This window comes from Delftia sp. WSY_22 (assembly GCF_043104185.1).
GTDB lineage: Bacteria > Pseudomonadota > Gammaproteobacteria > Burkholderiales > Burkholderiaceae_C > Comamonas > Comamonas tsuruhatensis.
This window is the reverse complement of record NZ_JBICKN010000018.1, coordinates 1-18,886: the sequence shown is the minus strand read 5'-3', so window position 1 is coordinate 18,886 and position 18,886 is coordinate 1. Positions and strand designations below refer to the sequence as shown.

The window sequence follows — 18,886 nt, the reverse complement described above, 5'->3', positions numbered from 1 at the left end:
ATGAGCCGTGCGGGCCTTGTGCGCAGGGCCTACTCCTTGCCCAGCGCCTTGTACTGTTCGTACAGCTCGTCGGCCAGCCGGCGCAGGGCGCGGCCTATGGCTGCGTACTCGTACTCGTTGAGGTTGGCCAGCGAGGCACGGCCGGAAGGCCGGTCGGACCCGAAGCCACGGCCTGGCAGCAGCACGATGCCGGTCTCATCGGCCACGCGGAACAGCATGTCGCCCGTGGACGACTGCTGCACGGCCCATTGCGAGAAGGCCTCGCCGTAGAGCCGGCAGGTCACGTTCTGCAGGTCGATCAGCGTGTAGTAGTTGACCGAGTTGGGATTTTCCAGCGGGGGCATGCCCAGCTCGCGGTACAGCGTGGCCTCGCGGCGGCGGATCAGCTGCTTGAGGGCCTGCTTGTAGGCGTCCGCTTCATCCATGAGCGCAAACAGCGAGAACAGCACCATCTGCACCTGCTGCGGCGTGGACAGGCCGGCCGTGTGGTTCAGCGCCACCACGCGGCTGTCGGCCACCAGGCGGTCGATGAACTTGAGCGAGCGCACATCGGGCAGCAGCGAGCGGTAGCGGTGGTCCAGCGCCTTCTTGGCCGATTCGGGCAACTGCGACAGTGCATGGTCGAACACGTTGTCCTTGTGCGCCGCGATCACGCCCAGGCGCCAGCCCGTGGCCCCGAAATACTTGGAGAACGAATACACCAGCAGCGTGTTCCGGGGGCATACCGAGAACAGGGACTGGAATTCATCGGCAAAGGTGCCGTAGACATCGTCGGTGAGGATCAGCAGGTCGGGCCGCTGCTCGGCCACGATGGCGCGCACGCGGTCCAGGCTGCGCTGGTCCATCTTCACGGACGGCGGGTTGCTGGGGTTCACGCAGAAGAAGATCTTGACGTCCGGGTCCTTGAGCTTGTCCAGCTCGGCGTCGGAGTACTGCCAGCCGTTGTCGGGGTCGGCGTGGATGGGCACTTCCTTGAGGTCGTACTGGGCCAGTTCGGGAATCTCGATATACGGCGTGAACACCGGCATGCCGATGGCCACCTTGTCGCCGGCCTTGAGCAGGCCGCTGATGCGCAGGCTCTCGAAGATATAGGCCATGGCCGCCGTGCCGCCCTCGACCGCGAACAGGTCCACCGACTCGGGCGGCACGGCGCCGCCTGCCATCTCGCGCACGATGTACTGGCGCACGATCTGCTCGCTCACGGTGAGCATGCGCGGCGGCACGGGGTAGTTGCAGCCCAGGATGCCGTCCACCATCTCGTGCAGGAAGGCGGCGGGGTCCAGCCCCAGCTGGTCGCGCACATAGCTGAGCGACTTGCCCAGGAACTTTACGCCCTCCTGGTCGCGGTGCTCGGCGATGAAGCGCTCGAAGCGGCCCTCGATGCCGTCGAGCTTGGCCAGCCCGCCCACGCCCACCGTCATGTAGGAATACGACAGCTCCGACTCCGCCGCCGCGAACAGCCCCAGCCGGAAGAAGGCCCGGCGCGGCGTGGTCGCCAGGAAGTTGGGATTGCCGCGCCCCGCATTGAGCATGAGGCGGTTGGCCTTGCCCGAGGCCACCTTGATCAGTTCGTCCTTGAGTTCGAACGGGCTCAAATTCGCCAGACTCCGATAATCCTTGCTCATTGCGCAGCTCCTTGTGATGGTCCTTGGTGGTCCTTGGGGATCGGTCAGGGGTGATCAGGGGTGATCAGGCAAAGGCGATGACCAGCGGGCCCAGCAATGTGAGGAACACATTGGCCAGCGCATAGGTGATCGCGAACGGTGCCGTGGGAATCGAGTTGCCGGCCTTGTCCAGAATCTCGCCAAACGCCGGGTTGGCGCTGCGCGCCCCCGACAGCGAGCCCGCGAACACGGCCACGTTGTCATAGCGCAGCACGTACTTGCCGAACAGCATGGCGATCAGCAGCGGCACGATGGTCACCACCACGCCCAGCAGGAACAGCGTCAGGCCCTGCTGCATCACCGTGGTCACGGCCTGCTGGCCCGACTGCAGACCCACCATGGCCACGAAGCCGGCCAGGCCCAGGTCGCGCAGCAGCGTGGAGGCGGCCGTGGGCATGTTGCCGAAGGTGTGCTTGCGGCTGCGCCACCAGCCGAACAGCAGGCCCGCCAGCAGGGCGCCGCCGCCGCTGCCCAGCGTGATGGGAATGGAGCCCAGGCGCAGCACCAGCAGCCCGATCAGCAGGCCCACCGTGATGCCCAGGCCGTGGAAGACAAAGTCCGTCTTGTCGCTGGGAACGATGATGGGGCCCACCGACTGCGCAGCCTTTTGCACATCCTGCGGCGTGCCGAACAGCGTCACCACATCGCCCGGCATGACCATGGTGGCCGGCGCAATCGGCACCGGCGTGCCCGCGCGCATCAGCGCCACTGCGTACACGCCGTGCTTGAACTCCTGCGACAGGCTGTCCAGGATGTCCTTCACGCTGCGGTTCAGGTATTGCCTGTTGGAGATGGCCACGTCGCGCCGCACCATCACCACGTCCATGCCCTCGGCGCCCTGCAGCTCCTCGCCCACCGAGGCGCCCAGCGCCACCACGGCCGCGCGCCGGCCCACCAGCAAGATGATGTCGCCCGCCTCCAGCGCCAGGCTGCCGTCCACGCCCACCATCGCGTTCCTGCGCTGTATGCGCTCCACCGTCACCGTGCCGCCGCTGGCGGTGGCGCTGGCCTCCAGCTCCGCCACGGTGCGGCCTGCCTGTCCCACGCGGAAAATGCGCCCCACCAGATCCGGCACGGCCGGTGACTCGCCGGTTCCGTACACGCGCACGCCCTTGAGCAGCTCCTGCTCGGCCTGGATCGCGTCCTCGCGGATCTTGCGGCCCGTCAGCCACTGCAGCACGTTCACGCACATGATGATGGCGCCGAAGGAGCCGAAGATATAGGTCACCGCATAGCCGATGGCCACATTGGCCTGCATGCGCTGCACCTCGTCGGGCGCCAGCCCCAGCTTCTCGATGGCCGAGCCCGCCGTGCCGATGATGGCCGACTGCGTCAGCCCGCCCGCCGCCAGCCCCGCCGCCAGCCCCTTGTCCAGATGGAACACCCGGGCGATCACCACCACCGTGACCAGCCCCGACACGGCCACCACCAGGGCCATCAGGATCTCCTTGACCGACTGCCGCCCCAGCGAGCGGAAGAACTGCGGCCCGCTCTCGAAACCCACGGCATAGATGAACAGCGCGAACAGCACCGCCTTGATGCCCGAATCAATGGTCACCCCCACCTGGCTGATCAGCACCGCCGCCAGCAGCGACCCCGCCACGCCCCCCAGCTGGAACGACCCGAACCTGAACTTGCCCACCCAGTAACCGAGCGCCAAGGCCGCGAACAGCGCGATTTCCGGAGCCTGATGAAAGATGCTTCTGAGAAAGTCCACAGCCACCTCTGCTTCTGGGTTGAGGTCCACGGCGGTGCAAGGCAACGGAAGCGGCTGCCCCGGCAGGGCAGGGGGCATTGCGTGCGCGTGGACTGGGAAACGGCGAGTCGCTATTGAAAATAGCTATCGAAAATACTTCTGCACAAATGATTGTGACCAAGAAATATTCAATCGAATATGGCTATTTCATTGGCTTCTTTGGGTCAATCCTTGTTGAGAACAGAGCCACTATTCACGACAAAGACCAACGGCAATGTAGGACTGCGCCGTCAGCAAAAGCGGATACATATATAGGCCTGCCTTGCATGCAGGCCATGGGCGCGAGTTTTCGGATGAAATCTATTGGCGGCGAGATGAATTCATCAATTACGCATCTCGCGCCCAGATGAGGTGGAGCTCTCCATCCACAAAACCGGCGCTCACCGCTTGCGACTGGCGCAGCCGAAGGGCTCCTGCCGCTTCCGAGGCCACGTAGGAGCCAAGCAGCTTCCTGGCAGCAGCAAGTCCCTTCTCCCACTCGCTTCCCACGACTTCGTGCGGCAACTCGAAGTGAGGGTCGTCGGACATGAATATGTCATCGCACGCCCAGTCCGGGTCCTGCGGGTCGTAGGTCGGGCAGCCCACAATCTGGAGTTCGTGCGATGTGGGCGAGTCATACAGATTGAAGTGGAATGCTGCGATTCCTTCTGGCAGATCGCCGGACAGTGTTTCGTCGACCCATTGGGAAAATTGCTTTTCAATTGCTTTCATGGTTTCAATATTCTGATGCAATGTGGATCAAAAAATCTTTCCATCATATAGGGAAGTCTGAAAGAAAGAATTGATTTGCATGCTTCAAAAAATATCCGGCTCCGGCACAGCCCGCCCAAAGCCCGTCTCCAGAAAATCAAAATCGCATCCCTCATTGGCCTGCAGGATATGGCGGCCGAACAGCCAGCCATAGCCGCGCTCGTAGCGCGCGGGCGGGGGCGTCCATGCGGCGCGGCGGGTGGCGAGTTCTGAGTCGCTGACTTCCAGGTGGATGCGGCGGGCGGGCACGTCCACCGTGATGCGGTCGCCCGTCTTGACCAGGGCCAGCGGCCCGCCCACGGCGGATTCGGGCGAGCAGTGCAGCAGGCAGCCGCCGTAGCTGGTGCCGCTCATGCGGGCGTCGGACAGGCGCAGCATGTCTTTCACGCCTTGCTTGAGCAGCCTGGTGGGAATGGGCAGCATGCCCCATTCGGGCATGCCTGCGCCCTTGGGGCCGGCGTTGCGCAGCACCAGGATGTCTTCGCCGTTCACATCGAGATGGGGGTCGTCCACGGCCTGCTTGAGGCTGGGGTAGTCGTCGAACACCAGGGCGCGGCCCGTGTGGCGCAGCAGGTGCGGGGCGCAGGCGCTGGGCTTGATGACCACGCCGTCCGGCGCCAGGTTGCCGCGCAGCACGGCCAGCGCCCCTTCGGCGTAGATGGGGCTGGACAGGGGGCGGATCACGTCGTCCTGGTGGACCTGGCTGCCCGCAATGTTCTCGCCCAGGGTCTTGCCGTTGACCGTCATGGCCGCAGTGTCCAGATGCGGGCGGATACGTTCCAGCAGGGCGCGCAGGCCGCCTGCATAGAAGAAGTCCTCCATCAGATAGCGGTCGCCGCTGGGCCGGATGTTGGCGATCACGGGCACGCGGCGGCTGAAGGCGTCGAAGTCATCGAGGCTGACCGGATGGCCCGCGCGCCGCGACATGGCGATCAGGTGAATGATGGCGTTGGTGGAGCAGCCCATGGCCATGGCGCAGGCAATGCCGTTCTCGAAATGCGCACGCGTGAGCATGCGGGCGGGCGTGAGGTCTTCCCACACCATCTGCACGATGCGGCGGCCGCACTCGGCGCTCATGCGGATGTGGTTGGCGTCGGCGGCCGGAATGGACGAAGCGCCCGGCAGCGCCAGGCCCACGGCCTCGGCAATGCCCATCATGGTGGCCGCCGTGCCCATGGTCATGCAGGTGCCGTGGCTGCGGGCAATGCCGGCTTCCATCTCGCGCCAGGCCTGCTCGTCCAGCCGGCCGGCGCGGCGTTCGTCCCAGAACTTGAAGGCGTCCGAGCCCGAGCCCAGCACCTGCCCCTTCCAGTTGCCGCGCAGCATGGGGCCGGCCGGCAGGTAGATGAAGGGAAGGCCCATGGAGATCGCCCCCATGGCCAGCCCCGGTGTGGTCTTGTCGCAGCCGCCCATGAGCACGGCGCCGTCCACCGGGTGGCTGCGCAGCAGCTCCTCCGTCTCCATGGCCAGGAAGTTGCGATAGACCATGGTCGTGGGCTTGACCATGCTTTCCGACAGCGAGATGGCCGGCAGCTCCAGCGGAAATCCTCCGGCCTGCAGCACGCCGCGCTTGACGTCTTCCACGCGCTGTTTGAAATGGGCGTGGCACTGGTTGGCATCGCTCCAGGTATTGACGATGGCGATCACGGGCTTGCCCATCCAGTCCTCGTAGCCATAGCCCATCTGCAGCACGCGCGAGCGGTGGCCGAAGGAGCGGAAATCATCGGGAGCAAACCAGCGTGCGCTGCGCAGGGATTCGGGGGAACGTGTCATGGTTGTGGGGCTCCTCAGTAGCTGCCGGCGGTGGATGCGGGCCCTGGCGGGTTCGCGGCCAGCGGCCCTTTCCTGAAGCGCGCCGCCGCCGCATCCAGCCCGTCGCGCAGCAAGAGCGTGTCCAGCGCCACGGCCACGAACTGCGCGCCCAGCTCCAGGCATTCGCGCGCCCGTGCCTCGTCCACCATCAGGATCCCCGGCGCCTTGCCGCAGGCGCGGATGCGGGCGATGGCCTGGTCGATGGCCCGGTTCACCACAGGGTGGCGCGCCTGGCCCGGATAGCCCAGGCTGGCCGACAGGTCGGCGGGGCCGATGAAGATGCCGTCCACGCCATCGACGGCCGCAATCGCCTCGATCTGCTCCAGCGCCTCGGCCGTCTCCACCTGCACCAGCAGGCACAGCTCGTCGGCCGCACGTGCCACATAGCCGGCCGTGCGCCCGAAGTTGGCCGCGCGAGTGGAACCGCCCATGCCGCGCATGCCCTGGGGTGCATAGCGCATGGCGCGCACGGCATCCCGCGCTTGCTGCGCGTTCTGCACAAAGGGCAGCAGCAGGGACTGGGCGCCCAGGTCCAGGTAGCGCTTGATCAGCACTGCATCGTTGCAGGCGGGCCGCACCACGGCATGCACGGGCAGGGCGCCCGGTGCGGGCAGGGCGGCGGCCACGGCCTGCAGCTGGCCCAGCATCAGCGGCACGTCGGTGGGCGTGTGCTCGGTATCGAGCAGCACCCAGTCGTAGCCCGCGCCGCCGATCATCTCGCAGACAAAGGGGGAGGGAATGGTGGACCACAGGCCGATCTGCGGGCGGCCTTCGCGCAGCGCGCGCTTGAACGTATTGGCGGGCAGCATGCTCATGGGGACTCTCCTGACGCTGTTCACTGGACCTGGATGTTTCCCTTGCGCACCACCTCGCTCCAGCGCGCCACCTCGGCGGCGATGAAGCTGGCGGCCTGGGCGGGCGTGCTCGGCGTGGGCTCGTTGCTCATGGCGGCCAGCCGGGCCATGACCTCGGGCTCGGCCAGGAGGGACTGGCAGGCCTGGTTGAGCCGCTCCACCACATCGGCCGGCATGCCAGGCGGCCCCGCCAGGCTGGTCCATGAATAGTTGACGACCTGCGGCTGGCCGGCCTCGGCCATGGTGGGCACATCGGGCAGGGCCGCCAGGCGCCGCTCGCCTGCCACGGCCAGCGCACGCAGCTTGCCCGCCTGCGCAAAGCCCACGGCCGAGGTGGCGGGCACGAACAGCAGGTCGGCCTGGCCACCCATCACATCGGTCATGGCGGGCACATCGCCCTTGTAGGGAACGTTGTTGAAGCTCACGCCGGCCGCCTGGCGCAGCAGCTCCGTCGTTACATGGCTGGACGAGCCAATGCCCGTCAGCGCCACATTCACCGTGCCGGGGCTGGCCCGGGCCAGGGCCACCACATCGGCCACCGAAGCGACCTTCAGCCTGGGCGAGGCCAGCAGCAGCATGGGCACGCGCCCCAGCATGGCAATGTGCGTGAAATCCCGCCGCGCGTCGTACTTCACGTTGGGATTGACCAGCTGGTTGATGGCATGTGTGCCCGGCCCGCCAATCACCAGCGTGTAGCCATCGGCCCGCGCGCGCGCCACGGCGTCGGAGGCCAGCGAGCCATTCACGCCGGGCCGGTTCTCCACCACCACGGGCTGGCCCAGGCGCTGCGACAGGCGCTCTCCCACCAGCCGGCCCACCACATCGGTCTGGCCACCGGGAGGGAAGGGAATCACCAGCGTGATCGGCCTGACCGGCCAGGCAGCCTGGGCCTGGGCGTGTGCCGGGGGCTGCATCGAGGCCGGAGCCAGGGCTGCAGCCAGCAGGCGCGCCATGGCGCTGCGGCGGTTGGAGAGCGAAGGGCGCATGGTGGTCTCCCCTTGAATGATTGCGCAATCATTTCAAGCAAAGGCAGCGCTCTCCATTCGGACGTACGAGGGGAAACAATCAGACCGTGCTGATGGACATCATCGTTAACATGACCGCGCAATCATCCTCAAGCCGCCTCTCCATCGCCATTCCAGGCAAAGGCCTCGCATGACCCTCCGCACCCTGCGCAACGCCACTGCGCCCACGCTCAAGGACCTGGCCCGCATTGCCGGCGTGTCGCCCATCACCGCCTCGCGCGCGCTGCACCGGCCTGAACTGGTGGCCGAGGCCACGCGGCTGCGCGTGGCGCAGGCCGTGGAGCAATCGGGCTACGTGCCCAACTCCCTGGCGGGCGGGCTGACCTCGCGCCAGACGCGGCTGGTGGCGGCCATCGTGCCTTCGGTGGGGCACTCGCTGTTTTCCGACATGCTCGATGCGCTCATCCACACCCTGGCCGCGCAGCGCTATGAAACCACGCTGGGCATCTCCAGCTATGACCCGGAGCATGAGGAAACCTGGCTGGCCGCCATGCTCAGCCGCCGGCCGGACGGCATCGTGCTCACCGGCACCGAGCACACGGCACGCACGCGGCGCCTGCTGGTCAATGCCGACGTGCCCGTGGTCGAACTCTGGGACTACCAGCCCCATCCGCTGGACATGGTGGTCGGCTTCTCGCAGGAAGACGCGGGCCGCGCAGCCTTCCGCCACCTGGCCGCCTGCGGCTACCGGCGCCCGGCCATCCTGCGCGCCGACGACAGCCGCGCCGCCCGCCGCGCCCTGGGCTTCACCCGCGCCGCTGCGGAAGCCGGTGCCCCGGTTCCTGCGCAAATCGTCTTCTCGGAAGCCATCCCCCAATCCGGCCGTGGCCGTGATGCCTTGAACGCCCTGCGCGCCCAGGCACCGGAGGTCGATGCCGTCTTCTGCAGCTCCGATGCGCTGGCGCAAGGTGTTCTCTCCCACGCCCACGCGCTGGGCCTGCGCATGCCCGAGGAATTCGGCGTGCTGGGCTTTGGCGACCAGGCCCTGGCGCTGGACGCCTGGCCCGCCCTGTCCACCGTGCGCGTGGACGGCGCCGCCATCGGCCGCCTGGGCGCAGAGGCGCTGATTGCGCGCATGGCCGGTGGCGTGGCGGCGGCAGCGCAGGATGTGGGGTTCGAGGTGGTGGGGAGGGGGAGTACGCGGGGGCACGAAGATGCGCGCTGAACGCCAGCGTGAGCCAATGGCCGGGCAGCGGCAGGAAGACCGGCTTTATCTCAGTATCAGCAAGACGCCGCGCTTGTCCATAACCGGGCCCAGCCCAGGCCCAGCAGGCCGGCGCCCAGTACCAGCCAATGCTCGCCGGGAAGGCCGGGGCGGGTCTTGTTCCAGTGCCAAGAGCGCGGGCGCCAGGGCGACGGCGGGCCGGCCCGGGCGCCTGCGTCAAGGGTAGGCGTATTACGACGCACAGGAAGGCGTTGGCCCGATGGCTGTACCGAGGGCCACACCGCATCCTGAAGGCGTTACGGACCAAAGCCCCACCATGAACACAGAACTGCTGGACCCCCCACGTACCGAACTGGCCGCTGGCGCAGGCACGCTTGAGTCTTCTTTCCTGCATGTGCCGCTCTACGAACGCCTGGCCAACCATCTGCCCACCGAACAGGAGCGCCAGGCTGCTGCGGACTTCCTGCACGGCGTGATCGCCGAGACCTCTGCCGATGCCGATGGCCTGCCGGACAACCCGGAGCACCTGACCGACTGGATGCGTGCCAATGTCGAAAAAGTGCACGCCCAGTACCAGGCCTACCTGGCAGAGCGCAAGGAGGGTGCGGCACGCCGCTACTTCGGCAACCGCGCCCATGCGCTGTACTTCCTGCGCAATGTGGCACCTACCAAGCTGGTGGACGGTTCCTGGCTCTACGGCCTGTGCGCGCACGCGGGCAACTCACGCATGTCGGACCTGGTCACCACCTATGTGGAAGAACTGGGCGACGGCATGGCCGACAAGAACCACGTCAAGCTCTACCGGGAGCTGCTGGCCAGGTATGGCGTTGATCCCGTGGAGGACCTGCCCGACGAGCTGTACCGGCAGGGGCTGGTACAGCTGGCGCTGGGCTGGAATGCGCAGCAGTTCCTGCCCGAGATCGTGGGATTCAACCTGGGCTATGAGCAATTGCCGCTGCACCTGCTCATCACCGCCTACGAACTCAATGAACTGGGAATAGATCCCTACTACTTCACGCTGCATGTCACCGTGGACAACGCCGACACCGGCCATGCCCGGCGCGCCTGCATTGCCGCCTGGGAAAACGCGCCGCGCATTGACGATGGCGGCGAATACTGGCGCCGCGTACGCGCAGGCGCCCGGCTGGCAGACACGGGCACCAGCACGCTGGACGTGATCCGATCGTTCGATATCGAAGCTGAGGTGGTGCGCATCCTGGCGCGCAAATCGCCTTCCGGGCATGGCGCGCACTCGGACTTCTGCAAGGTGGCCGGCCGCAGCGTCAATGACTGGCTGTCCCGTCCGCAGGACATGCCTGCCTTCTTGGCCGCGCTGGAGCAGGCACGCTGGATACAACGCAACCGGCCTGCGGAGGAAAGCCGCTTCTGGCAGCTGCTGCAGGGCGAGCGGGCAGAGATGTTTGGTGTTTTCTCCCCCTATGAGCTGCAAGTCATTCATGACTGGCTGCGGGGGCCGGCCAGTGCGGATGGCGCATCCTTCGAATCCGTGGCCGAGCCCGGCAAACCGGCGCGGCGCATGAGCTTTCGCGTGGCCGAGCGCCTGCGCACATCCCGTGGCGCGCGACCGGACCCGGGCCGTAGCGCGCAGGAACTGGACACCGACCTGATGCTCTTCGAGCAGCGCTACCCCACGCTCGATCCAGCGGCCCAGCATGAGTTGCTGGTACAGGCCATGTCACCGGGCCTGCACTGGACGCCCCTGGGCCTGCGCGCCACCCGCCTGTTCCTGGGCCGGTAGGCCATTCGACCCTCTTTACCTAGCCGGGAAAAATCATCGGGTCATTGGGCAAGACTGGCTTGCTCCTTGACCCATTCCCGGCTTTTGCCACGCACACACCATTCTGGGTTTTTGACCCAGTCCATAGAATCTTTATTTGAGTGGCCTTCTAGAATATTGCACTGTGTATATCCGAGTTGGGGCATGGTGTAGTACTGCAAAGGTAGTATTGCAAAAAATCCGACAGCGGCAAAGAATATATTGACGCAAGTGGAAGAGAGGAGAATGCATTCCACCTTTTTAAGTGTTCGCTTTTTGAAAGGAATTGCGTTGGCAATAACTGCCACTATCAATGTCAATGGGATTGCCCAGAAGGATCCTATCATTGGAGATAGCGGTGTTATTCTAACGACTGGTGAAAGATTAAAGAGATCTAGAGTCTCCGGTATAACAATTTCACGGATAAGGTACAAATCGACAATAAGCAGCGCTATGGCAAAAGGAATAACCCAAATAGCATTTTTTCTGTTCTGCTTGACGCGATATTGCATTGTGTATTCCTGGTTGCTAATTTTTGCTGCTGTTTCTGCGCGGCAAGACTGCTTGGTCGTCGATCAATAAAATTGAGCCAATTTTAGTAAATATAGTAACTGCAGCCGTTGCGTTCAAAAGAGTACGGCTGCCTTATTTCCCCAAACGAGCTTGCTCATTGACCCATTTCCGGCTTTTTCCACGCACACACCAATCCGGATTCTTTACCCAGTCTGTAAAATAAATGGTGGGGTGGTCTTCCAGGATATTGCAGCGGGTATAGCCCAGTTTCGGCATGGCATAGTACTGAAGAGGAGTAACTGCAAAAATACAAAAAAACATAATAAAAACTCCAACGGCTATGGCGGATAAAAAAATACGCGTTGGGATTTTCATAGCGTCTTCTGTGCAAGGGACTGATTTTTGTATTGCAATGATAATTCCTGTTATTGAAATTATTGGCACACACAACGCAATTGGAACAAATGGTGTGATTCTTACAGATGGGGCAAGTTTGTTTAAATCATCTAAGGTTTGATATAGAGAATATAAAATACTCCAAATTGACATTGTCAGAAGCAGCAGAAAAAGTGGAATACTCCATATTAGTGATTTTCTGATTTCGGTTAAATTTCTTTTGTCCATTTTAAGACTCATCAATTTTTGCGATTGATAGGGGATAGTAAATTTTTAGGATGGTTTTGGGGTATTTCTTTGATCTCTGTTGTTTCATGATTGCCACTCAACTGTTCTGTGGCGAGAGCGTCAGTATTAACGCGGTATATGCCAGAAGGCGTGCTGTTTGTCAAAATTCTTAGTGAGGCAATAACATTTTTCTTTATTTTCCAAATTTTATCTATTTCATTTAAAGCTATCCCGGTAGAAAATACCATTAAGGCCATGGCACCTAAAGAAAAAACAGCAATGGCGGTTACGCTTGCGACAAAAATTCCCGCGCCTATGCCCACCATCGTCGCCAACCCAGCCTTGACCGCCTCCACTCCAATCCCTCCCACCAGGTCATGCATGGTCTTCTCGTCGTTGAAGATGAAATCCAATGTCTCCACGCCGACACCCACGACCAAGCTCAAGATGAAGCCCCCTCTGGCCACGCCCTGAAGGCCGCGCATGCCCAGGCCCATCTGGACCATGCGGGGATTGGTGGTGAGAAAGCGCGTGCCCTGCAGCAGATTGCCGCGAAACCCGGCTCGGCCCGTGATGATGATATAGGTGCCCTTGGGCGTCGCCTTAACATAGGTGCGCGCACCGGCAAGGCGCAATGCAATCAGCGTTCTGGTGAACAGGTACGCGTCATTGGCCAGCATGGAGGCGGGGATGGTCCAGGGTTTACCGGCATTGGGGCTGGCCGTCTGCGTCCAATATTTGCCCAAGGCGCTTTGGGCCAGGATGGCGCGCAGGCTGGCCGCCAGGCGTGGGTCATTGCGCGACCTGTCTTGCAGGACGCCTATGAACTCTTGCGGCGTGAGTACCACCACGTCCACCTGCTGGCTGTCCATGGCGCGGGTGATTTGCCTGTTGAAGGCCTTTTCATAGCTGATATACGGGCGGATGAGATCGGTGGATGGTGCCATGGCCTGCAAGCGAATGGTTAATGGAATGAGTAAGGAAATGGTGGTTTGCCAAATGCCAGAAAAATCACAAACGCAGGCCTCCCATCGGGCCTGTGAGAAATCAGGTCCGATCAAGGTATGGAAGTGGGAATTGCGCGTTCGCAATCATTCCCAAGGCCAATGTCAATCAATGGACTGGGAATTCTGTTGTGGGAGTCCGGCTATTTGATTTCTTGGGTATCTGAAAGTCAAGCAGAAAGGCTGGTGGCTGATTATTTTCAGATTATTCCTAGATGCATATACGAGATGCATGCCTTGAGTGCAGTCGATATAGATTTGGAATGGGGAAGAGGGCGGTGACAAGGCTTTGCCAGTCAGTGCAGCCATTTGCCCCAGTGGACGCAGGCCAGCCGGCACCGCCGTGCTGCGGGCCTTTGCGGCCACAGGCACGGCACCGTGGTGATGCGGTCATGAAGACCCGGTACAAGGACACCGCGCGCAGCGGGCTGGCGTTCCATATCATCGAGTGCTGCGCGGGCCTGGCGGCGCAGCACCAACGGCAACAGCCGGCCGCCATCATCCAGCCCGTTCACAACCTCGCACACCCATGACAGCCGGTGAAAAATTGAAGGCTTGGGCACGACGCATCAAGCGCGATGGCGTCAACCTGTGGTTTGCCTGCAAGAGCCCCCACACGCCCTGGTACGGTAGGGCCTGCTCACACTAATGTGGGGCAGCTTCCCTTCGGGTTGCCCGGCTGCGGGGCAACGCGATCCCCAGATTAGTGTGAACAGGCCCTAAGACCCTGGGCGCCTTTGTGGTCGCCTACGCCCTGAGCCCCATCGACCTGATCCCCGACCTCATCCCCGTGCTGGGCTATGTGGATGACGTCCTGCTGCTGCCCGCGCTGATCTGGCTTGCCGTGCGGCTGCTTCCCCCTGCCGTGTTGGCCGACAGCCGCCAGCAGGCCGAGGCCTGGATGCGGGTCCAGGGCCGCAAGCCCCGAAGCCGTGCCGGAGTCGCCCTGGTGGTGGGCCTCTGGCTATGCGTTTGCGTGGGGGCCTTCCTTGCGTTCCGAGGGCGCTGGGGTCTTTGAGCGCGGAGCCTTGCCGGGCTTCGCGGCGGCGGGCGGACAACAGGCAGGGGCGGGCGCTGCGCCAGAGCGCTGTATCATCTCGCCCAGGTGCTGAACACACCTTCACAGGCGGTCCCGCCACACTCCCGAAAGCAGTTGGACGTACTCACAGGAGGCCTCATGGCTGCTTTCCTTGCGGGCGTATCAATGCCCGAACCGTCTCCCAATCCTTTGCGTGGCCCCGTGCTTCTAGCGCATGGGCATTCCTTTGCTTCAGTCGCCACGCGCGCTCATTGAGGAGTTGCCATGCTGTACTTTCAACTTTCCGAGCCCGAGTACAACAGCCTGCGGCGCGTGCAGGATCAGTTGGGGCTGATTTCCAGTTTGATCATTGGCGCCTACCCGGGGCATGCCTTGGAGCCGGTGACTCCTGGGCAATTGCTTGCGTTTATTCAGGCGCAGGAAGAGGCGCTTGAGGGGGTGATGGGGGGAGTGAGTGAGCGCGGGGTAGTGCGGGGGATGGATTGACTGGGTGCTGCGCTGGGAGGCCACGCATGATATGCGTGGCCTTCCTGGGTGGTTTGGGGTTACTAACGGTTTGTAGCACGTGGAGAGCGCTTCTACTGAGGACTGCTCTCGGCCACCAGTGCTCAGGCACGGCACACTTTGGCTCGACGGCTTCAACCTGACCCGTGCCTTTCACGGGGCAGAGCTTGAGTGCCCGCAACAGAGCTAATACCAGAAGTTGCTCTTTGGCGTATCGACCGCTCCATCCTCGAAAAGAGCCACTCGCTTGCTCGGTTCGCAGCTTACGGTCTCGAATGACCGATTCTGTGCGTTACGGTTAGCTTGTTTCGACACAAGGCGATATCGCAGCCCCGCCAATATACAATTCGATTTTAGGTTTAGTCCAACCTATCTTACCGTGGGACTAAGTATCTAAGAATTTTGAAATTCTCTATGAGGAATTCGATTGTTGTTTTATCGGAGAAATTATAGACGAACTCGAGAGCCAATCAGCGATTGGAATAATAGCAAAATATCGACCTTGTTCCGGTCTCCACCGACCGTAGAGAGTAATGCTTTGAAAGACATTGTTAATTTCTCCCCGCGACGAGGATTAAGCAAAACGAAACTTTCCCATTCCTCACCACAGCCTTCGATAGAGGCTGCATAGCTAAGCAACCAATATATTGCTACTTGCCGGTAATCGGCGGAGGAAAATCGCTTCTCTGTACACTTTACTTCGACAAGGGTGCGTCCAACGGAAAAATCGCCCCTTCCACTGGAAACCCATTCTAGTCCGTGGATGAACGGTCGGATAACAATTTCTTCTTTTCGCTCTTTACTCATTGCATTGAGCGCATCTGCGAGGTTTCTACCAACCACTTCCGCTATTGTTTGGTCATCTTTCTCAAGATACGCGGGAAGTTTTGCATCAAAATAGACGCGCTGACGATTTACTGTCTCAGCAAAGCAGGCAGCCCAATCTATAGAAGACGATCCTTGAAGTAAATGTTCCCCCACCGTGTACGCCAATTCAAATAGCATTGCTTTCTGAATTTTGGTGCGTGACAAAAGTTGCTGAGGTACTGTTGCTATTGGAATGTATGATATGTTGGTATTAATAAAGGTAACACTACTTGATGTGAGTTGTGGAAATATCTCATCGAGAATGCCGGGAATATCGCGAGCGACGGTCCTTGGATCAATTTGCATCAACAAACTCCTTCGACCATGCAATAAATACGGCAGGAAAGCGTGGCTCAGAGCCTCGTGGATGCCTATTCAATTTCTCCCTGTCTGTCACTTCATTAAAAGGAAGCTCTACGCCAAGTTCCCAGTTTGTTGTCGCAGTCCGTTTGAACTGCTGACGTGCTCTATCACCTTCATCTCCAAATGAATGCGAGAACAACCAAAATAATCTCTGGCATTCGGCAGACATCTGTGCCCAACGATTCCTCAGGTGGTTAAATACTGCCCGATCCTTCCATCCGCGCCAACAGTCAATACACGCTCTTCGCACAGTGTCGAGCTGGGTTCCATCGAAGGTTGCACGTACAAACTGGACTCGTTTTAGTGAGCTTGAAAATCGCAAGCAGCGAAGATAATGAAGCAAATTAGTGTCAACTCTCAATAGATGGGCTGAATGAGCGGGGACCTCATCTAATAAGGAATCAAGGTGTTCAGAAATACTCTTGAAATCAGGATTGACCCTTAGATGAGCGATGCCGCGCATGATGGTTGAAAATGAGGAGCGAAACGCATGAAGGTTCTCGCTACCCAACAGCGTGCTAGCAATTTCAAGAGCCGCTCGAGGCTCATGCAGCGGCATAGTGCGGCTAATCTGTGCAACCAGAAAATTATCGGGTAACGCTTTCTGAAGCTCCCTCGCCAATAGATGGCGTATGTCTAGCGTTTCCACTGTTTCCTTAAGCGAATCGTAGTCATCGCGAGGAGAATCAGAATAGGGGTCGAACCTCAAATCAATTTCTCTAAGCGTTGCCGTCTCCTCATCCCCAGTTCCCAACTGCGCGAGCACATAGTCTTTATAATGTTTAGATGACAAGAAGACTGATTTGGATTTGTTTAAAGTTAATCCATAGTCCATAAGAGATTGGGCCAAGGCGCTTAGCGCGCGATACGCCTCTGATTTGTTGGGTGCCACCAATACATAGTCATCAACATAACGATGCCACTCCACTCCTGCTGAGGAAAGTGCCATATCGATTTGATGCAGAAATAACTCAGCAAGTATGCGCGCGCCCTGTCCCCCGACAGGAAGTCCGAACGATCTACCAGCGAACAAGCGGCTCAACAAAGCATTAACTTGAGTGGCGACTTGGACTTGCCCGCCATCTAATGCAGAAATACAATTCTCGATATAATGATGCGATACGTGCTCATAGAAACTCGAAATATCCGTTTGAACAATTACTGCATCTGAACCTGCTGCATTTGAACAGGCGACGGTGGCTTCCTTGAATGCCCGCCAAGAGCGAGATTCATCGAAAAGAACATCTCCACCGGAAGGTAGAAATCTATAAGAATAGCTGGTTGTAGCTCGCTGTGGCTCCAGCTTTTCTGCAATTGCAATCGAGAGTCCGTTCAGGTAGATATTCCAGAATGGATGCATTTTGGTGACAACTCTGAACCCTGCAGGCCCAGAAGGGGCGACTAGACGCTCACTCCATATTGAAAGAGCTGCAATGCGTTCGTGATTGCCCTTCACGGGACCAGTCTTAAGCTCATTAAAAAAGCCATGCGCAATTTTTGCAATTGATTCAGCACTATCCCCACAGAATCGAACATCTAAGTCGAATGGAAGAGTGTCATTGTCACCGTGCTTCGCAACCTCACGGGCAGCGCGAATGAAATGTTCAAGGGTTGGATTAAGCAAATTAACTCCTAAATTTCTTCAACTTGATACCAGCTTATGCCAGCTGACAAAGGAATGGTTTCCAATATCAACCAAATTTTTTTCACATCTTGTTTTTCTCAAATAATGGCCTTGTTCGTGTTGTAGTCGCGGTGTATGACAATCGCCTATCACATATCGTCCACAAACGATTGCTTGATCACGGTTGCCATGATTTAGGCCGGCATCGTTGCACAACGGCTGCAAAGCCCATGTTGAGTTGTTGGCAGCGTAGATGCTCAGATGTCCGCTATTGAGCGGAGGCCGATTGGTCAGGATTCGGCTACGAGTGGCGGAAATCGAGGCGCTGCAGACACCGACAGCCGAGACACGAAAGACTGCAACGGTTAGAACGCAGACCATCTCCAAAACTAATTCCCTTTCTCAACCATCTCCCGAGTCCCCCGACACCCCGCACCAAACGCCGAGCATCCCCAAAACGACTTTCCCGCAGCAGGCCCGCGCTTCGCAACCCGCTGAACCATGGCTTTCCCGCATTGAGGACAGCCGGGTATTGGGGCGGGAGCCGGTCGCACTGTGTCAAAAGCAGGCTCCGTCTTCACGGGCTCGGCCATAGGCACAGGGTTCGCCAAAGGTGCAGAAGTCCGAGTTTTGATGGCTGAAGCCGCTCCTGTCTGGGCCTTTGCCTCCTTGAGCAATTTCATGAGCGCGGTGCCATCCATGAGATGGATATTCCTCCCTGCAGCAAACGCCACAGCTTCCTGAGTAAACCTGCCAGAAGTCACCACAAAGCCGGCAGCGGCCCCATCAGCCGCCATGACGCCATAAAGCTCGCGCACAGTGGCAACGCCTACCTTGAAGGCTTTCCACTGTTTGCATTGCACCAGTGTCTTTTCGCCATCCTTCGAGAGGATCAGGTCCACGCCACCATCGGGCCCGCCGCCGCCGGTTTCCTCGACGCTGTAGCCGCGCCGCCGAAATCCCTCACCCACCAGTGTTTCGAATTCCCGCCATGACATGTTCTGCAGCGCATCCGCGCTGGAACTGGCCGAGGTGGTTTCGAACAACTGGCTACGGCGGCGCTGGCGCACTGCGGAAATGGCCGCGCCGGCCAGGCAGATGAGGGGCAGGATGTACTGGCCTGCAGTGGCCAGGCCTTGCCAGATGGCTGTTGTGGCCAATTGGCCGATTTGCTGCGGGCTTTGTGCTGCAGGCAGGGGTCGGATGGCAATGGAGTGCAGCACCATGTAGCTGGCGAGTGCCAATGCAATGCCAGCCCACCAGGGCAGCATGGCGATCAGATCCATGAGGTCTTCTGCCGTGCTGGTCTTTCGTTTTCTTGCCACTCCCGCTCCTCCATCGTTCAAATTTCCGAACATTTTGCAACATTTGTGGGCGAGGCGAATTCCTGTGCCAATGGGTGCGGTGAAATCAAGAGAAATTGACATTCACGATGTCTTCTGGCTGGCGATGAATGTGTGCAATGCGCTATTGATTGCATAGCAGGTGGTGTATGCCTGGTCTGCGAAATTCCTTGCCTTGTCATTTGGGGCAATGGATTGATCG

General features: G+C 60.3%; 16 protein-coding genes and 1 pseudogene. 5 read left to right on the top strand and 12 right to left on the bottom strand.

Annotated elements, in window-relative coordinates:
- Nucleotides 1–29: 29 nt before the first annotated feature.
- From ACF8NF_RS09885 to ACF8NF_RS09860, 6 genes are all read right to left on the bottom strand, one after another.
- A complete protein-coding gene (locus ACF8NF_RS09885; protein WP_016451742.1) occupies nucleotides 30–1,625 on the bottom strand; it encodes a bifunctional aspartate transaminase/aspartate 4-decarboxylase in 1,596 nt (531 codons plus the stop codon).
- Nucleotides 1,626–1,689: 64 nt separating this feature from the next.
- Complete coding sequence (gene aspT / locus ACF8NF_RS09880; protein ID WP_189354248.1) at nucleotides 1,690–3,381, bottom strand: aspartate-alanine antiporter; 1,692 nt, start codon at nucleotides 3,379–3,381, stop codon at nucleotides 1,690–1,692.
- Between the two features lie 366 nt (nucleotides 3,382–3,747).
- Nucleotides 3,748–4,131, bottom strand: coding sequence for a hypothetical protein (locus ACF8NF_RS09875; protein WP_016451744.1), 384 nt, complete (start codon nucleotides 4,129–4,131; stop codon nucleotides 3,748–3,750).
- An 84-nt stretch (nucleotides 4,132–4,215) separates the two neighbouring features.
- A complete protein-coding gene (gene araD / locus ACF8NF_RS09870) occupies nucleotides 4,216–5,943 on the bottom strand; it encodes an L-arabinonate dehydratase (RefSeq protein WP_392450531.1) in 1,728 nt (575 codons plus the stop codon).
- Nucleotides 5,944–5,957: 14 nt separating this feature from the next.
- Nucleotides 5,958–6,797: an HpcH/HpaI aldolase/citrate lyase family protein gene (locus tag ACF8NF_RS09865; RefSeq protein ID WP_392450530.1), complete on the bottom strand. Its 840-nt coding sequence runs from the start codon at nucleotides 6,795–6,797 to the stop codon at nucleotides 5,958–5,960.
- 20 nt (nucleotides 6,798–6,817) lie between these two features.
- Nucleotides 6,818–7,822, bottom strand: a complete 1,005-nt coding sequence (locus ACF8NF_RS09860) for a Bug family tripartite tricarboxylate transporter substrate binding protein (protein WP_392450529.1) — start codon at nucleotides 7,820–7,822, stop codon at nucleotides 6,818–6,820.
- A gap of 169 nt (nucleotides 7,823–7,991) precedes the next feature.
- On the opposite strand from ACF8NF_RS09860, the gene ACF8NF_RS09855 reads away from it, so the two are divergent.
- Together ACF8NF_RS09855 and ACF8NF_RS09850 are read left to right on the top strand one after the other, a co-directional pair.
- Nucleotides 7,992–9,026 (top strand): LacI family DNA-binding transcriptional regulator, encoded by a 1,035-nt coding sequence (locus ACF8NF_RS09855; RefSeq protein ID WP_392450528.1) that lies wholly within the window; start codon nucleotides 7,992–7,994, stop codon nucleotides 9,024–9,026.
- A 316-nt stretch (nucleotides 9,027–9,342) separates the two neighbouring features.
- Nucleotides 9,343–10,785 carry an iron-containing redox enzyme family protein gene (locus ACF8NF_RS09850; protein WP_392450527.1) on the top strand — a complete coding sequence of 481 codons (1,443 nt, stop codon included), beginning with the start codon at nucleotides 9,343–9,345 and terminating at the stop codon, nucleotides 10,783–10,785.
- Nucleotides 10,786–10,826: 41 nt separating this feature from the next.
- Here ACF8NF_RS09850 and ACF8NF_RS09845 read toward each other — a convergent pair whose 3' ends face one another.
- The 3 genes from ACF8NF_RS09845 to ACF8NF_RS09835 all read right to left on the bottom strand — a co-directional run bounded on the left by ACF8NF_RS09845 (nucleotide 10,827) and on the right by ACF8NF_RS09835 (nucleotide 12,887).
- Nucleotides 10,827–11,315: a hypothetical protein gene (locus tag ACF8NF_RS09845; protein WP_392450526.1), complete on the bottom strand. Its 489-nt coding sequence runs from the start codon at nucleotides 11,313–11,315 to the stop codon at nucleotides 10,827–10,829.
- A gap of 133 nt (nucleotides 11,316–11,448) precedes the next feature.
- Entirely contained in the window at nucleotides 11,449–11,940 is a 492-nt protein-coding gene (locus ACF8NF_RS09840) for a hypothetical protein (protein WP_279213118.1), read from the bottom strand.
- 11 nt (nucleotides 11,941–11,951) lie between these two features.
- Entirely contained in the window at nucleotides 11,952–12,887 is a 936-nt protein-coding gene (locus ACF8NF_RS09835; protein WP_392450643.1) for a hypothetical protein, read from the bottom strand.
- A gap of 449 nt (nucleotides 12,888–13,336) precedes the next feature.
- On the opposite strand from ACF8NF_RS09835, the gene ACF8NF_RS09830 reads away from it, so the two are divergent.
- The 3 genes and pseudogenes from ACF8NF_RS09830 to ACF8NF_RS09820 all read left to right on the top strand — a co-directional run bounded on the left by ACF8NF_RS09830 (nucleotide 13,337) and on the right by ACF8NF_RS09820 (nucleotide 14,469).
- A complete protein-coding gene (locus ACF8NF_RS09830) occupies nucleotides 13,337–13,477 on the top strand; it encodes a hypothetical protein (protein WP_392450525.1) in 141 nt (46 codons plus the stop codon).
- A 146-nt stretch (nucleotides 13,478–13,623) separates the two neighbouring features.
- A pseudogene (locus ACF8NF_RS09825) lies at nucleotides 13,624–13,962 on the top strand (YkvA family protein).
- Between the two features lie 285 nt (nucleotides 13,963–14,247).
- Nucleotides 14,248–14,469, top strand: coding sequence for a hypothetical protein (locus tag ACF8NF_RS09820; RefSeq protein WP_043782013.1), 222 nt, complete (start codon nucleotides 14,248–14,250; stop codon nucleotides 14,467–14,469).
- Between the two features lie 465 nt (nucleotides 14,470–14,934).
- Here ACF8NF_RS09820 and ACF8NF_RS09815 read toward each other — a convergent pair whose 3' ends face one another.
- From ACF8NF_RS09815 to ACF8NF_RS09805, 3 genes are all read right to left on the bottom strand, one after another.
- Nucleotides 14,935–15,660: a hypothetical protein gene (locus tag ACF8NF_RS09815; RefSeq protein WP_392450524.1), complete on the bottom strand. Its 726-nt coding sequence runs from the start codon at nucleotides 15,658–15,660 to the stop codon at nucleotides 14,935–14,937.
- Nucleotides 15,650–17,341 (bottom strand): RNA-directed DNA polymerase, encoded by a 1,692-nt coding sequence (locus ACF8NF_RS09810; protein ID WP_392450523.1) that lies wholly within the window; start codon nucleotides 17,339–17,341, stop codon nucleotides 15,650–15,652. Before ACF8NF_RS09810 ends, ACF8NF_RS09815 begins: the two co-directional genes overlap by 11 nt.
- A gap of 389 nt (nucleotides 17,342–17,730) precedes the next feature.
- A complete protein-coding gene (locus ACF8NF_RS09805; protein WP_392450642.1) occupies nucleotides 17,731–18,666 on the bottom strand; it encodes a restriction endonuclease in 936 nt (311 codons plus the stop codon).
- Nucleotides 18,667–18,886: the final 220 nt, after the last annotated feature.